Genomic DNA, 15781 nt, shown 5'->3' with positions numbered 1-15781 from the left:
TATGTTTGAGAATTTTTTAACAGGTTTAGAATTAGACCAAAAAGGCGCACTTAATTTATTAAAGTTAGCGCAAGATATAAAAGCAAAGCCAGAAAAATACAGCCAAGTATTATCGGGTAAATCAATCGTAACATTGTTTGAAAAGCAAAGTTTACGTACACGTTTATCGTTTGATATAGGTATTAATCGCCTTGGTGGTCATGCTGTTTATTTAGATCAGCAAAATGGCGCTATGGGTGCACGTGAATCAATTAAAGATTTTGCACTTAATATTTCTACTTGGGCTGATGGTATTGTGGCGCGTGTAAATCAGCACAGCACATTAACTACGTTAGGTGAATATTCATCGGTACCGGTAGTTAATAGCTTGTGTGACTTGTACCACCCTTGCCAAGCACTTGCTGATTTTTTAACACTCCAAGAAGTACATGGCGATGTGAGTCAGCTTAAAGTAGCTTACTTAGGTGAGGGCAATAACGTGACTCATTCATTGATGTTACTTGCCGCAACGCTAGGTACTGACTTTGTTGCTGTAACACCAAAAGGGTGTTCGCCAGATTCACAAATACTTAAAAAAGCAGAGCAAATTGCAGCAATGAATGGCGCATCAGTCATGGTGAGCGATAGAGTTGAAGCTGCGGTTGGTGCAAACGTTGTATACGCAGATACATGGGTATCAATGGGTGATACAACGCCGCTTGAGCAAGTAAAAGAAAAATACATGCCTTATCAATTAAACCAGGCATTGCTAGATCAAACAGGTGCGACTACGGTATTACATTGCCAACCGGCACACCGTGAATTTGAAATTACCTCTGAGGTAATGGATGGTCCAGCATCAAAAATCATTCAACAAGCAGAGAATCGCATGCATGCGCAAAATGCTCTGCTAGTTACATTACTAAATCCAAATTTTGTTAAGGAACACCTATGAGTTCAATTAAAAAAGTCGTTTTAGCCTATTCTGGTGGTCTTGATACGTCGGCTATCGTGCCATGGTTAAAAGAAAACTACGGCTGTGAAGTAATCGCGTTTGTTGCCGATGTAGGTCAAGGCGCTGAAGAACTTGAAGGCGTAGAAGCTAAAGCAATTGCCTCTGGTGCATCTGAATGTTACGTAGTTGACTTAAAAGATGAAATGGTAAGTGATTACATTTACCCAACGCTTAAAACGGGCTCAATTTACGAAGGTACTTATTTATTAGGTACTTCTATGGCGCGCCCAATTATTGCTAAAGCACAAGTTGAAATTGCACGTAAAGTAGGTGCTGATGCACTTTCTCATGGTTGTACTGGTAAAGGTAATGACCAAGTTCGTTTTGAATCATGTTTTGCAGCACTAGCCCCTGATTTAAAAGTAATTGCGCCATGGCGTGAGTGGGACTTATCGAGCCGTGAATCATTACTTGATTACTTAGCAGAGCGTGATATTCCGTGTTCAGCATCTGCTACAAAAATTTATAGCCGTGATGCTAACGCATGGCATATTTCGCACGAAGGTGGTGAGCTTGAAGACCCATGGTGTCAACCAACTGAACAAGTATGGACTTGGACTAACTCTCCAGAGCAAGCACCAGATAAATCAGAACTAGTAACATTAAAAGTTGTTGAAGGCGAAGTGGTTGCTGTAAATGGCGTAGAGCTTAAACCTTACGATTGTTTAGTTAAATTAAACGATATTGCATCGCCTCATGGTGTTGGACGTGTTGATATTGTAGAAAACCGTTTAGTTGGCATGAAGTCACGCGGTTGTTATGAAACGCCAGGCGGCACAGTCATTATGGCAGCGCTTCAAGCCATTGACGAGCTAGTGCTTGATAAAGCAAGCCGTAAGTGGAAAGAAGTACTCGGTGGTGAGTTTTCACATTTAGTATACGACGGCCGTTGGTTTACGCCTCTTAAAGATTCTATTTTAGCCGGTGCTGAAGCACTTTCTAAAGTGGCAACAGGTGAAGTGGTACTTAAGCTATACAAAGGCCAAGTAACTGCAGTTCAAAAGCAGTCACCAAATAGCTTATACAGCGAAGCATTTGCTACATTTGGCGAAGATGATGTGTACGACCAATCACACGCTGAAGGCTTTATTCGTTTATTCTCGCTTTCAAGCAGAATTTCAGCACTCGCTAAAAAGTAATTTATTACGCCCCTCATAAAAGGGGCACTACAGGGTTTGGAGAGATTTCATGGCATTATGGGGCGGACGTTTTTCTACGGGTCCAGATGAGGCGTTTAAGCAATTTAACGACTCTCTTCCCTTTGACTACCAGTTAGCAGAGCAAGATATTATTGGCTCTGTGGCATGGGCTGGTGCACTTGAACAGGTAAGTGTACTTTCAAGTGACGAGCACACAAGATTAGTGGCTGCATTAAATGAGCTGCTTGAAGAAGTTAAAGCAGATCCACAAGCGGTAGCTACTTCAGGTGCAGAGGATATTCATTCACATGTTGAAGCAGCTCTAATTGAAAAAGTAGGTGATTTAGCTAAAAAATTACATACAGGCCGAAGCCGTAATGACCAAGTTGCCACCGACTTTAGATTATGGTGCCGTGATACGGCTGACCATTTACTAGATGCTATTGCACAGCTTAAAGGCGAGTTTGTAGCGCTTGCAGAGCGAGAGCTTGGCACAATATTACCAGGTTACACGCACTTACAGCGCGCACAACCAGTATTGTTTAGCCACTGGTGTATGGCGTATGTAGAGATGCTAGAGCGTGATGAAAGCCGCCTGCAAGATGCTAAAGCGCGCATGAATTTTTGCCCATTAGGCAGTGGTGCATTAGCAGGTACAGCTTATCCGATTGATCGCCAAGCATTAGCACACGGATTAGGTTTTACAGCGGCTACAAAAAATAGCCTTGATGGCGTATCTGATCGTGATTTTGTGTTAGATCTTTTAAGTTGTGCGTCTATTTCGATGATTCACTTATCTCGTATGTCAGAGGATTTGATTTTTTATAATTCGGGTGAAGCCGGATTTATAGAGCTTGCTGATAACGTAACATCAGGCTCATCGCTCATGCCTCAGAAAAAAAATCCTGATGCACTCGAGCTTATTCGCGGTAAAACCGGACGTGTGTTTGGTGCATTTAGCGCTATGATGATGACGTTAAAAGCGCTGCCACTTGCATACAATAAAGATATGCAAGAGGATAAAGAAGGGCTATTCGACGCTATGCCAACATGGCTTGCATGTATTCATATGGCGCAAGCATGTATTAAAGGCGTTAAAGTAAACGGCGATAAGACACTTGCTGCAGCAAAAGGAGGGCATGCAAATGCAACCGAACTTGCTGATTACTTAGTTGCTAAAGGTGTGCCATTTAGAGAAGGGCATCACATTGTAGGTGTACTTGTACAGCTTGCGATTAGCGAAGGTAAAACGCTTGAAGAGCTATCGCTTGAGCAGTACAAATCAGTAAACACTGTATTTGAAGACGATGTTTACCCAGTACTTGAAATTGATGCATGTATAAAAGCACGTAAAGCCCTTGGTGGGACGTCTATTGAACAAGTAACGAATGCTGTTAAAGAAGCCAAAAAAAAACAGCAAATAACGGTACGTGATGCAAATTTAGATGATGTAGAAGCAATTGCCACGCTTATACAGCATTGGGCAACGGTAGGTGAAAACCTGCCTCGTGCAAAAAGCGATATGGTGCACTCTATTAACGAGTTTGCAGTAACAGAAATAAATGGAAAAGTGTCGGGCTGTGCGTCGTTATACATTTACGATACCGGCCTTGCTGAAATACGCTCATTGGGTATAGACCCAAAAAGTAAAGTGTCGGGGCAGGGTAGACAGCTTGTAGATCATCTACTTACTAAAGCCAAAAAATTGGCACTTAACCGAGTTATTGTATTAACACGCGTACCAGATTTTTTTGAACAACAACGTTTTACTTTTTGTAGCAAAGACTCTTTGCCTGAAAAAGTAATGAAAGATTGTGAACTTTGCCTTCGTAAAGAAAATTGTGACGAAGTAGCAATGGAATATATTTTGAAGCTAAGTACACGTGCGGAGATCCCGTGTAAATACGTAGCTTAAACTCCCTGGATACAAAAAACGTACGGTTATCCCTGTACGTTTTTTTATGTTTGTAGTGAACTGGTCGGAGCTGTTTGGTTTGATTATATAAGTATGTTTTGAGTAAGTTTTAAGGTGTCAAAAAAAGTTGGCACATTGGTTGCTTTGTATAAGGTAGATAGCAAAATAGCTATCACTACTTTAAACAGGTGATGCATTTATCTACATAATAATGTGGTTAAAAGTTGCACCAAATATAATTAAAACTTTTACAAGGATCAATCACATGCAAGTTTCAGCTAATAGCCAAGTACAAATGCAAGCATACAACAAAACACAACAATTAAAGCCTGCAATGGAACAAACTGCTAGCCCTAAAACCCTGCAATCTGATACAGTAAGCATCTCTCAAGAAGGTATGGCTGCTGCGAGTGTTAACTCTGTTGAACGTGGCCTTGCTATTCTTTCTGGTGGTACAGGCACTCGTCCTAAGTAGTAATAAGGTATTGAATGTTTTTAACTGAGTTTTTTGGTCTTTTCTCATTATCAGCTTTTGTTATGTGGGCTTTTTTAATGGCCTTCTTTTTCAATGTTTTTGTATATAGCTTAGACGTTAAAAGAAAGACTACCTTATTACTCAGTTCATTAATCATGATGATATCTTATACAGCCACAGATTACTTCTATACGTGGCTTTCATACTATAACACCACATATTTGGACTGGGCTATTCATGATTTAATTACTATTATTGTACTCATCTTTAGCTTTAAATTATTGAAAAAAACAACTACATCCTTCTTATATTTGATCGTTGGTCTATCAATAAATATGCTATTAGTACTGTTAATGTATTTAGATGTATATGTGTATAAAAATAATGAACCATGGTTTTTCTGGGAAATATATGTAGGTTTCGTTGCTTTTAATGACTTAGCAATGGTTGTAGCATTAATTGTAGATAGAGACTTTTTAGGGCTACACAGGATAAAAAGAAAATTAATTCGATTGTTTAAATCGAGAAAAATAAAAATAACGACCTAGTTTAAATGTACGTTACTGAAGCCCTGATGGATTATGTAGAAGCTTTCTCTCAATGGGGCTTTTTAATGGCCTTCTTATACTGTTTAGCTTCCAGTATAAATAAAGAAAATAAATCCTCGGTTTATTTGTCTGCGCTTATGCTCTGCTCATATATTTCCAGTGGTTACATAAACTTATTAGAAAGTTTATATTTAAATTGGGCGCTCTACGATTTTATTACAATTTTAGCTTTGTTAATTTTAGAGTACTTTAAAGTACTTCACCGCTCTATAGCTTTTCACTTCATCATCTTTGCGTTAATAATAAATGCTGTGCTCACCTTAATATTGCATTACGATCTATACGTTTTATATAACTATGAGCCTTGGTGGTATTGGAGTGTTTATTCTATTGGCGTTAATATGTTCGATGTTTTAATGTTTCTTTCACTAGTATTCAATAAAAATACCACTTTTAAAAGAGGGGTTACATTGAACTTTAAAAAGTTGAAAAATATTGAATGAGCTTTTAATTAGCCCAACAGTTTCTCTGTACATAGGTGCATTTGTACAATGGGGATTTCTTATGGCTTTTTTGTACTCCCTTGCTCATTCGATTAATAAGCCTAATAAAGAAAGAGTGTATTTGTCTTTGGTTATGAGTGTTTCATATTCGTTTAGTATATTTACAAATATGGATACGGTAACTTATCTAGATTTTTTGTTTTCCGATATTTTAACTCTCCTAGTTATCATTTCCCTTAGGCGGCTCTGGCATGATGGTATTACCTATCTATATATTATTACTGGTTTAGCTATAAACTCAACCCTGCATTTTCTCATGCATTACGACATCTATATATCAAATAATACAAGCTACTGGTGGCTTTGGAATGCTTACGCGATAGGGGTCAATGCTGCTGATTTTATAATGGTAGCTATATTTTTTATAAACAAAGATTTTTTATACTTGATGAAATTTAGAAATGGTTTGATTACTAGTTTGAAAAGGACAGTTGATGGCTGACCTACTCTGGAGTCTTGTCGATTTAGGCGATAATATAGGGCTATTATTTACTTGGTTCTTTTTAATTTCATTTTTATATAATCTATCAGCAAGTATAAATAAGGCAGATAAAAGCCTGCTACAGTTATCATTCATTATGCTGGTTTCTTATACTTCAAGTCTTTTTATGGATCCTCGAACTTCGACTTCTCACTTAAATTACTTTTATTTTGATTTTGCTACCATAGGTACTTTATTACTTTGGCGAGCTGTATGTAAAAATCCTGTCCCCATTGCTTTTGTCTATGTAATTGTTGGTCTATTTATTAATGCGTGTCTGTTCCTGGGTATGTATTACGACATTGTAATCGTTGGCACTCTTTACTATTGGTGGTTTTGGACCATTTACACATTCGGGATGTATTTTGTCGATTTTACCATGGCATTGGTATTAATCATCAATAAGGATTTTTTAGGCTTAAACAAGCTTTTAAGATGTGTTAGAAAGTTAAGTTTAGATCGCTGAGGCAGTAAAGCTCAACTTAAAAGAAGAGTGATTTTGTGCCTTTATTTGATGTTGCCGTAATATGTAAAGCGGTATAATAATTTTTTATCTAGTGTTGGAGTAAAATGGTTGAGCTACTTTTAAATACAAATATCTCGTTTTATATAGGTGTTTTTGTACAGTGGGGCTTTTTGATGGCTTTTTTATATTCTTTAGTAAGCTCTATAAATAGCGCAGATAAAAGCATTGTTTGGCTATCTTTCATCATGGCACTTTCTTACTCTTCTAGTATGTTTATTGATATGGACGCAATAACTTACTTCGATTTTTTCTTATTCGATATTATTACTCTATTTGTTATTATTTTATCTGGTTTTTTTATAAAGATTAGCAGCATATACATTTATTTATTATTTGGTTTAGGTATAAACACCTTACTATTTTTTGCAATGTATATAGATAATGATGTTATGCACCATTATGATTTTTGGTGGTTCTGGTGGGTGTACATAGTAGGTATAAATTTTACAGATTTGACCATGGTTTTAGTTTTCTTTATAGGTAAAGATGTTTTAAAACTTACTTGGTTAGAAGGAAAGCTAAATAAAGTGTTTAATAAAAGGGCCTATTAGTAATGGATTTCAGTGCTAACAGGCCTTATTTATTATTAACTGCTACCACAACCCAATTTAGTTTTTAGCGCTTTAACAATTACAGGGTCTACAAACTCGCTTACATCACCATTGTGGCGAGCTACTTCTTTAACGAGTGTTGATGAAATAAATGAATTTCGCTCTGCGGGTGTTAAAAATACACTTTCTAAGTCGGGGTTCAGGCGGCGGTTCATGTTAGCTAATTGAAATTCATAGTCAAAATCAGATACAGCTCTAATACCGCGAATAAGCACATTAGCATTGTGATCGCGCGCAAGGTCAGCCAATAAACCAGAAAAACCAATCACCTTAACATTATTTATGTGGCTTAAAATAGTGTTTGCAAGCTCAACACGTTCTTCAAGGTTAAAGCAGGGTTTTTTACTTGGGTTATTAGCAACGGCAACTAATACAGTATCAAACATTTTAGCTGCACGTTGAATAAGGTCTGTGTGCCCATTAGTTAGTGGATCAAAGGTGCCAGGGTAAATTGCAATAACTTTCATAATGTTCACTATTTATTATTTTAGCGCTAGTTTAACAGTGTTTATGCCACAAAGCAGCCTAGCTAAAAAAGCATATAAACACTTACTTTCTTTAAACAGGTCAGTCCATGGTGGGAGTGTTTTAATGATTCATATTTGTTTATACTGTTTACCTCTTTTGAGTGTAATGTAGCCTATAGATAATTTGAGTATTAGCATATGAATACCAAGGATAAAATAATACACACCAGTATTTTGTTGTTTAACGAAAATGGTGAGCGTGCAATAACGACAAATCATATTGCATCAAACTTAGGGATGAGCCCGGGTAATCTTTATTATCATTTTAAAAATAAAGAAGACATTATCCGTCATATTTTTGCGCTGTATCGCGATCATTTAAATACTCACTTTAAACCTATTAATAAAGATGATGATGCATTTAATCATTTAACGGCTTACCTAGATTCGTTATTTGAGCTGATGTGGCGCTATCATTTTTTTTACGACAATCTCGGGGATATTCTCTCTAGAGATGCTGATTTAAAACAAGCTTATATTGATTTTCAGTTAGAGTTGTTAGAGCAAGTTCGTAAAATTATTTTAGGACTTCGCGACAGTGAAATGATTGCTATTGATGAGCAAGATGTCATTGATTTAGCACATACACTAAAGTTAACGGTTAGTTTTTGGACGCCTTATATTAAAGCCCGTAGGCCAAGTGGTACGCTTGCTGAGCAAGATATATATCATGGCATTTTAAAAGTACTTACATTATTTAGAGCGTACAGTACCGATAAAAGCATTGATAAAATGAACCTGCTACGTGAAAAATATACTGAATTAGCGCAACAGGCCCTAGCTGTAGTTTAATCGATAGTAATAGGCTGTTTCCTAGGCGCTGAATTTTTTGCTATAATCCCGCGCCAAATGCCTGGGAGCGCGAATTCCCGCAGTCTAAGAGTGAACTATGCTTAAATTTATCGTCAAACTACATCCTGAAATAGCCATTAAAAGCCGTTCAGTCCGTAAACGCTTTACTAAAGTGTTAGAAAATAACATTAAAATTGTATTGCGCCGTGTTGACGAAAAAGTACAAGTAAGAAATAACTGGGATAACATTTCAGTTGTTACAAAACTTGAAGACGCGCAAGTTCGCCTTGATTTTATCGATAGCCTTAAACGCATCCCTGGCATTGTTCAATTTATTGAAGTAACCGAAACACAATTCGAAACTCTTGATGATATTTATCAAAAAACCATCGCTTTAGTTGGTCATACTATTGTGGGTAAAACCTTTTGTGTTCGTGCTAAGCGCATAGGGCAACACGATTTTACCTCAACTGATTTAGAGCGTTATGTTGGTGGTGGATTAAATCAACATATTGAAGGCGCAAGCGTAAAGCTTAGCCGCCCAGAAGTAACAATACGCCTAGAAGTAAAAGACGATAAAGCTTACATTGTTTCTCATACACATTTTGGTATGGCTGGTTTTCCTCTGCCAACTCAAGAAGATGTGCTTTCGCTTATGTCGGGTGGCTTTGACTCTGGCGTAGCAAGTTACCAAATGATTCGTAAAGGCGCACGCACGCACTTTTTATTCTTTAATCTAGGTGGCGCAGCGCACGAAATTGGCGTTAAGCAAGCAAGCTACTACTTATGGAAAAAATACAGCTCTACACATAAAGTTAAATTTGTAACGGTTGATTTTGAACCTGTTGTTGCTGAAATTTTAGAAAACGTTGAAAACAGCCAAATGGGTGTTGTACTTAAACGTATGATGATGCGCGCAGGGAGTGTGGTTGCGCAAAAGTTAAACATTCAAGCACTTGTTACTGGCGAAAGTATTGGCCAAGTATCTAGTCAAACATTAGCGAATTTAAGCGTGATTGACCGTGTTACTGAAACGCTTATTTTACGCCCGCTTATTCAACACGATAAGCAAGAAATTATTAATATTGCTCGCCAAATTGGTACGGCTGAAATGGCAGAAACAATGCCTGAATACTGTGGTGTTATTTCTAAAAAGCCAACGGTTAAAGCCAAAATAGACGTTATTCTTGGTGAAGAAGAAAAGTTTGACTTTGATGTACTTGATACCGTTGTAAATAACGCACGTATAATGGACGTGCGTGATATTGACGTTGAAGCCAAACAAGAACTTAAAGAAGCTGAATCGGTTGCTGATTTACCTGTAGGCTCTGTGGTAGTTGATATTCGCTCACCAGAGGAAGAAGAAGCTGCACCGCTTGCAATCGACGGTGTTGAAGTGGTTCATTTACCGTTCTTCCGTCTGGCGACTAAGTTTGGTGATTTACCAAAAGACACCGACTACTATTTATATTGTGATAGAGGCGTAATGAGCCAACTACAGGCACTTATGCTGCACGAACAAGGCTTTGAAACTGTAAAAGTTTACCGCCCATAAGGTTTGTCGTCTTAAAGTTAAGAATTTATATAAGCGTAGTTTATACCACGCTTTTTTTTGCCTGAATTTTGACAAACAACTCATCGTTGTAAGGTGTAGGAATACCGTGAAGTTTGCCTTGTTGGCTAATATAGCCACATATAGCTGATATTTCAGTTTCTCTGCAATGCGCGACGTCTTGCTGCATTGAAGAGTAATTGTCAGACGTTAATTCCATTATTTTATAAGCGGTATTAAGTGCTTTAATCAATGGGATATTAAGCCCTTGTACCTTTGCTATATTGCATGCTTCAGTGAGTGCATTAAAAATTATAGCGTTGTACTTAGGTGCGCGTAACTCACCATTTTTTACATTACTTAAAGCGCTTAATGGGTTAATGGCAATATTTACGAGTAGTTTTTCAAAACGAAGCTGCTGAATGTTATTAGTAAACTTTAGGCTGGGTATTACTTTAAAAATATCAGCTATTGGCGCGCTATTTTGAAAAGCTAATTCATTACAAGCACCAATAACACTTTGTCCCTCACCAGTGTGCTGCACAATGTATTGGTTTGATTTAAAGCCCGCTATGCTTGTCGTTAAAAAGTAGAGTGCTTGGTGAGTGCTTAGCTGGCTATTTACCTCATCAACATTACCCATTCCGTTATGCGAAAGTACAACAGAGCAATGACTTGGTAGAAGAGGCTTTATTTGCGTAAATGCATCAAGTACTTGAAAGGCTTTAACGGTAAATAAAACAACATCAAATTCAGCCGCTTTATTTAGCTGATTTAATGCAATAAAGTGTGCGTCAATTTTTTTAGATGCACCCTTACCTCGACTATAAAAGCGGGTATTTGTTGGGCTTTTGCGAGTTAAAACACTGACATTATGCGACGCACTTAGAAAATGACTAAGTAACAAGCCAATAGCACCATCGCCGACAATTAAAATATTAGCCATATGGGTTCTTTTTTCGAGGTGTAAAAATTACTCTAAGTAAAAAGTAGCTTGCGGCACCTGCAAAATCAGCAAAAAAATCACCGAGTGATGCTTGCCTATAGGGGAGTGCGTCTTGCATTATTTCTATAGAGGCGCCATAACCAGCCAATAAAAGTATTTGCGCATATAAAGGAAGCTTAAACGCTTTATCCATTATTATGGCTAGTATAAAAAAAATCCCAAAATGGGCGACTTTATCAACATGAGGAAATAAATTTACAACGCCACCTTTTATTTCTTTGGCAAATAAAAAGGTAAAAGCTACTATGCTGATTAAAAAAATTGCTTGATAAACACGCCTTGTCACGACAAATCCTAAAATCGCTTAAAAAAGAGGCGCAAGTATATCAAACTAATTTAATATCGCACCTGAACAAGATGCAGAAAAATGTAAAGATTTATAATTTTAGCGTTATAATTACCACATAAAATTAAGATTAAATAGTTAGGAGCAAACCAATGCCTTCATTTGATATTGTATCTGAAGTAGAAATGAACGAAGCTAAAAACGCAGTTGATAATGCAAATCGTGAGCTAGAGACTCGCTTTGACTTTAGAGGCGTTGATGCATCTATTGAGCTAAATGACAAAACAATTAAGCTTAAAGCTGAAGCAGACTCTCAGGTTATGCAATTATTTGATATTTTAGCTAACAAAATATCTAAGCGTGGTATGGATGTATCAAGCTTAGAGCTTCAAGATATTACCCGTGCAGGTAAAAATGTATTTCGTAACGTTGGCTTAAAGCAGGGTATCGAAAAGGACATGGCTAAAAAAGTAGTTAAAGCCATTAAAGACTCTAAAGTTAAAGTTCAAGCTGCTATCCAAGGCGAAGAAGTACGTGTAACGGGTAAAAAACGTGACGATCTTCAAGAGGCTATGCAAGTAGTGCGCAGTGCTGAGCTAGGTCAACCTTTTCAGTTTAAAAATTTCCGCGATTAATTAATAAATAGTTTTAAATTAAGCATGCTTTAATCTGTTTATACTTACAGACAGATTGAAGCTACTTACTCTTTTTAAATATCTCACTATTATCCCTCTTTGCTGCCTAGATACTCCCGTATGTATTAATCTTCTTTTTGATATTTAAGCTATTATATTTAATCACATGCAATTAAGTACTTCACGCTAGAAGGTATTAAAATGAAACTTCATCAATTATTTTTGTTATTTGTTTTGCTTACATTTACCAAACCAAGCTTATCAAAAACAGTTGATATTGATGTACTGGTTGAAGATGGCTACTTTCCCATTATTATTAATGCGCAAAAAAAGCAGGGTTTTGCTCCTGAGTTTATTAAGATTTTAAACGGCGCACAGCAGGAGTTTAACTTCGTACTTAAGTCTCTACCTGTAAAAAGGCTTGCTTTGTCAGTTGAAAAAAATAATTTTGATGTTTTATTTTTAATGGCACTGCAATGGATCCCACAATCAGCGCAAGAGAATATTAAAAAAACCGAATTTTATACCATTACCAAAAATGAGCTTTATACGCTTAAAGAAAATACAAATGAGCAAGCTTACTTTGACGACATTACGTCATTAACAAAGGTTGGGGTTCTGGGGTACTCGTATCAATTTGCTGGATTTAATACAGATGCCGAATTTTTAAGTGAGGAACATCAAGTAAGTTTAACCATTGATGAATTCAATGTGGTTAAAATGCTGCTATTAAAGCGCGCGGAAGTAGGCGTTTTAAATAATATTGCTTACCAATATTTTAAAAATCAAAATACTTTTAATATGGATTTACTCTATAAAAGTAACGTACCAGATGCCGTTTATGAAACGCACTTTTTAGTTAACTCTAAATCAAATAAGATCACTAGTAATAAAATGGATGAAATACTAAGCTTACGTACTGCACAAATACAACTTCAGAAGCTACTTAATAAATATGGCGTTTCTTCAAACTATACTAGCCCTTAACTGCATTTTAAAGGTTTTTAGCTGTATAGACGTCCATTGACATTTGTAAACAAAATACTCACAATAGCGACATATTTTCAAGGTGCTTGCTAGCCACTTCATGTAATGATTTTTTTAGCAGGATAATCGGGAAGTTGGTGCGTTTTCATGATGACTACAAGCCCAACACTGCCCCCGCAACGGTAAAGTATTGCATATTTTGATGTGCTTACTGAGTCCGGAGACCGGCCTTGATGCAATCTTACTTACTTAAATCTTTGCGGTGGGCAAAGGTAGGGGACATCATGTTAAACAAAACAACTTTAGGCGTTGCTATTTCTGCTGCGCTTTCATTTTCTGTGTCTGGCGCAGAGCAATCAATTGAAAAAATAACCGTTACAGCTAATAAATTTGAGCAATCAATCAATGACGTTTTAGCAAGTGTAAATGTTATTGAGCGTGCAGAAATAGAAGCAAGCAACGTACGCGATTTACCAACCTTATTAAGCACGCGAGTTGGTTTTCAGGTTAATCCAAACGGTGGTTTTGGCCAAAATACAGGTGTGTCACTTCGTGGTACTGGCTCTGGCGATACGCTAATTTTGATTGACGGTGTACGTACAGGCTCAGCAACACTTGGTCAAAAAGCATTAAATAATGTCCCTTTAAATAGTATTGAACGCATTGAAATTATTAAGGGTTCTCGCGCGGCTGTTTACGGCTCTGATGCACTTGCTGGCGTAATTAACATTATAACGCGTGAATCAGATAACTTATCTGTGAGTGCTACGTTTGGTTCTGATTCTTACCAAAATTATCAAGTGGCAGGCTCTGTAAAATCAGGCGATATAACAACAGCATTTAATGCAGGCTTTGAAAAAACAGATAACTTTGATGTACTGCAAGGCGTAGCACCAGATGAAGATGGCTATGAAAATAAAAACCTTGGTTTTAAAGTAAATTATACTGATGCACACTACGGCGACTTTAAGTTATTAGGTCAATACAGTGAAGGATTTGCAGATTACGACAGTCGCTTTAGCCCAGCCGACAGTACGATTGAACGAGATGATTTTAAAAACTATCAGCTTTCTGCAGGTTGGAGTAAAAACTACACTAACCAAACGCACAGTATTGATTTAGCGCTAGCAACGGATGATTCAGACAATACATATGTCGATTTTTCAGTTGGACCAACAACAAGTACTTTTATAACTAAACGCACACAAATTGATTATAACGGCCAATACCTATTATCTGATGAGCTTAACATTAGTGGTGGTATCAATTGGTACAACGATGATGTATCTCATAGTTCGCAACTATTTGTTGAAGACAGCCGAGATGTACTTGCTGTGTTTGTAGGTGCTTACTACGATGCAGATAAAGTATTAGCTAATTTAACTGTTCGCCAAGATGACGACGAGCAATTTGGCGACGAAACAACGTATACCGCAGCTGCGGGTTATCATTTATCTGAAGATGCAACATTTCGTATAAGCCAAAGTACTGGCTTTAAAGCCCCTACATTTAACGATTTATATTTCCCACTTTATGGTAACCCTGATTTACAGCCTGAAAAATCAGTAAACCGTGAGTTAGGTTTGAGTGTGGACTTTGATATTGCGCAAGTTGATGTTGCAATTTTTAGAAACGATATAGAAGATAAAATTGATTACGATGCAAACTTTGCATTAGCTAATATTGATGAAGCACGTTATGAAGGGGTTGAATTTAGCTTATCTCAGCAGTTTTTTGGTTTTGATAGCAACCTTAACTTTGCTTATTTAAGTGCAGAAGACGAAGAAACGGGCGCAGAGTTACGTAATGTTGCTAAACGTACTTTTAACTGGGAACTTGCAAAACAGTTTGGTGCTTTTGATGCAAGCTTAGACATGCAATATCGTAGTGACCGACAAGGTGCTGTGACGCGTTTAGGATCATACACGCTTTGGAACTTAGCGGGTAATTATCAAGTAAATGAGCATATTGAAGTTTCGCTTCGTGTAGAAAACTTATTTGATAAAGAGTATAACGCTGTTGATTCAAATACTGATTTTACAACGGGTCAAGTGTATTACTACAACACGCCAGAGCGTCGCTTTTTTGCAGGCGCAAGCTACCAGTTTTAACGGTATTTATTAATATTAAAAAGCCCGACTTACGTCGGGCTTTTTAATGTGTAGCTAAGTTTAACTAATCAATTTAACTGCTCAAATTAGCTAGTCAGCTAAGAATTCTTTAAACACAGTTTCAAACTTATGTAATTTAGGTGCTATTAAAATACTACAGTAACCCTGCTGTGGGTTTTCGTTATAGTAATCTTGATGATAATGCTCTGCTGGATAATACGTAGTGGCAGGGCTGACTTCTGTTACAATGGGCTCACTCACATGGCTTTGCAGTTGAGCTATCATTTCATTGGTTTGCTTTAGTTGGGCTTCATCGTGATAGTAAACAACGCTTCTATATTGTGTGCCTATATCGTTACCTTGACGATTCAATTGTGTTGCATCATGCAAAGTGAAAAACATTGCTAGCAGTGTTTCAAAGCTAACTACAGTGGTGTCAAATTCAACTTTAACAACCTCAGCGTGCCCGGTTGTGCCAGAGCATACAGAATTATAGGTTGGGGTGTCGGTTTCGCCACCGGTATAGCCAGAACTCACATCTAATACGCCATTTACACGTCTAAATGCTGCATCTATACACCAAAAACAGCCGCCACCAAATGTTGCTACTTGCGTTGTTGAGCTCATAAGTAT

Annotated in this window: 18 protein-coding genes and 1 riboswitch; of the genes, 14 read left to right on the top strand and 4 right to left on the bottom strand. The window is 37.3% G+C overall.

The window, feature by feature from the left end:
- The first annotated feature begins 1 nt into the window (after window position 1).
- From I6F66_RS01320 to I6F66_RS01280, 9 genes are all read left to right on the top strand, one after another.
- On the top strand, window positions 2–934 hold the full coding sequence (locus I6F66_RS01320; protein ID WP_165727585.1) for an ornithine carbamoyltransferase: 933 nt from the start codon (window positions 2–4) through the stop codon (window positions 932–934).
- Window positions 931–2133 (top strand): argininosuccinate synthase, encoded by a 1203-nt coding sequence (locus I6F66_RS01315; RefSeq protein ID WP_007581653.1) that lies wholly within the window; start codon window positions 931–933, stop codon window positions 2131–2133. The genes I6F66_RS01320 and I6F66_RS01315 overlap by 4 nt, the downstream gene beginning before the upstream one ends.
- A 49-nt stretch (window positions 2134–2182) precedes the next feature.
- On the top strand, window positions 2183–4048 hold the full coding sequence (argH, locus tag I6F66_RS01310) for an argininosuccinate lyase (RefSeq protein ID WP_007581654.1): 1866 nt from the start codon (window positions 2183–2185) through the stop codon (window positions 4046–4048).
- A 265-nt stretch (window positions 4049–4313) separates the two neighbouring features.
- Window positions 4314–4523 carry a hypothetical protein gene (locus tag I6F66_RS01305; protein WP_024590033.1) on the top strand — a complete coding sequence of 70 codons (210 nt, stop codon included), beginning with the start codon at window positions 4314–4316 and terminating at the stop codon, window positions 4521–4523.
- A gap of 14 nt (window positions 4524–4537) precedes the next feature.
- Window positions 4538–5071, top strand: a complete 534-nt coding sequence (locus I6F66_RS01300) for a hypothetical protein (protein WP_024590032.1) — start codon at window positions 4538–4540, stop codon at window positions 5069–5071.
- Between the two features lie 5 nt (window positions 5072–5076).
- Window positions 5077–5574: a hypothetical protein gene (locus I6F66_RS01295; RefSeq protein ID WP_197118671.1), complete on the top strand. Its 498-nt coding sequence runs from the start codon at window positions 5077–5079 to the stop codon at window positions 5572–5574.
- Window positions 5567–6076, top strand: coding sequence for a hypothetical protein (locus tag I6F66_RS01290; RefSeq protein ID WP_197208519.1), 510 nt, complete (start codon window positions 5567–5569; stop codon window positions 6074–6076). Before I6F66_RS01295 ends, I6F66_RS01290 begins: the two co-directional genes overlap by 8 nt.
- Window positions 6069–6581 carry a hypothetical protein gene (locus tag I6F66_RS01285; RefSeq protein ID WP_197208517.1) on the top strand — a complete coding sequence of 171 codons (513 nt, stop codon included), beginning with the start codon at window positions 6069–6071 and terminating at the stop codon, window positions 6579–6581. The genes I6F66_RS01290 and I6F66_RS01285 overlap by 8 nt, the downstream gene beginning before the upstream one ends.
- Window positions 6582–6685: 104 nt before the next feature.
- Entirely contained in the window at window positions 6686–7192 is a 507-nt protein-coding gene (locus I6F66_RS01280; RefSeq protein ID WP_165727580.1) for a hypothetical protein, read from the top strand.
- A 35-nt stretch (window positions 7193–7227) separates the two neighbouring features.
- Here I6F66_RS01280 and coaD read toward each other — a convergent pair whose 3' ends face one another.
- Window positions 7228–7719 carry a pantetheine-phosphate adenylyltransferase gene (gene coaD, locus I6F66_RS01275; protein ID WP_197208515.1) on the bottom strand — a complete coding sequence of 164 codons (492 nt, stop codon included), beginning with the start codon at window positions 7717–7719 and terminating at the stop codon, window positions 7228–7230.
- Between the two features lie 198 nt (window positions 7720–7917).
- Between coaD and I6F66_RS01270 the strand changes: the two genes are divergently transcribed.
- Together I6F66_RS01270 and thiI are read left to right on the top strand one after the other, a co-directional pair.
- Window positions 7918–8571: a TetR/AcrR family transcriptional regulator gene (locus tag I6F66_RS01270; protein WP_197208513.1), complete on the top strand. Its 654-nt coding sequence runs from the start codon at window positions 7918–7920 to the stop codon at window positions 8569–8571.
- A gap of 97 nt (window positions 8572–8668) precedes the next feature.
- Window positions 8669–10126 (top strand): tRNA uracil 4-sulfurtransferase ThiI, encoded by a 1458-nt coding sequence (gene thiI, locus I6F66_RS01265; RefSeq protein WP_101164302.1) that lies wholly within the window; start codon window positions 8669–8671, stop codon window positions 10124–10126.
- Between the two features lie 40 nt (window positions 10127–10166).
- Here thiI and I6F66_RS01260 read toward each other — a convergent pair whose 3' ends face one another.
- Window positions 10167–11069 carry a ketopantoate reductase family protein gene (locus I6F66_RS01260; protein ID WP_197175379.1) on the bottom strand — a complete coding sequence of 301 codons (903 nt, stop codon included), beginning with the start codon at window positions 11067–11069 and terminating at the stop codon, window positions 10167–10169.
- Window positions 11062–11415: a VanZ family protein gene (locus tag I6F66_RS01255; protein ID WP_007581666.1), complete on the bottom strand. Its 354-nt coding sequence runs from the start codon at window positions 11413–11415 to the stop codon at window positions 11062–11064. The genes I6F66_RS01260 and I6F66_RS01255 overlap by 8 nt, the downstream gene beginning before the upstream one ends.
- 152 nt (window positions 11416–11567) lie before the next feature.
- Here I6F66_RS01255 and I6F66_RS01250 point away from each other — a divergent pair, with 152 nt between their 5' ends.
- From I6F66_RS01250 to I6F66_RS01240, 3 genes are all read left to right on the top strand, one after another.
- Window positions 11568–12050 (top strand): YajQ family cyclic di-GMP-binding protein, encoded by a 483-nt coding sequence (locus I6F66_RS01250; protein WP_007377833.1) that lies wholly within the window; start codon window positions 11568–11570, stop codon window positions 12048–12050.
- A 201-nt stretch (window positions 12051–12251) separates the two neighbouring features.
- Window positions 12252–13037, top strand: coding sequence for an ABC transporter substrate-binding protein (locus I6F66_RS01245; RefSeq protein ID WP_197139978.1), 786 nt, complete (start codon window positions 12252–12254; stop codon window positions 13035–13037).
- 63 nt (window positions 13038–13100) lie between these two features.
- Window positions 13101–13285: riboswitch (cobalamin riboswitch) on the top strand.
- Window positions 13286–13321: 36 nt separating this feature from the next.
- A complete protein-coding gene (locus I6F66_RS01240; RefSeq protein WP_197110884.1) occupies window positions 13322–15148 on the top strand; it encodes a TonB-dependent receptor in 1827 nt (608 codons plus the stop codon).
- A 90-nt stretch (window positions 15149–15238) separates the two neighbouring features.
- Here the strand turns inward: I6F66_RS01240 and msrA are convergent, their stop codons facing one another.
- The gene (gene msrA / locus I6F66_RS01235; RefSeq protein WP_197139986.1) at window positions 15239–15775 is read right to left on the bottom strand and encodes a peptide-methionine (S)-S-oxide reductase MsrA; all 537 of its coding nucleotides are present in this window, start codon (window positions 15773–15775) and stop codon (window positions 15239–15241) included.
- Between the last annotated feature and the right edge of the window lie 6 nt (window positions 15776–15781).

This window comes from Pseudoalteromonas sp. NZS100_1 (assembly GCF_015864285.1).
Taxonomy (GTDB): domain Bacteria; phylum Pseudomonadota; class Gammaproteobacteria; order Enterobacterales; family Alteromonadaceae; genus Pseudoalteromonas; species Pseudoalteromonas arctica.
This window is presented reverse-complemented; position numbering and strand designations above follow the sequence as displayed.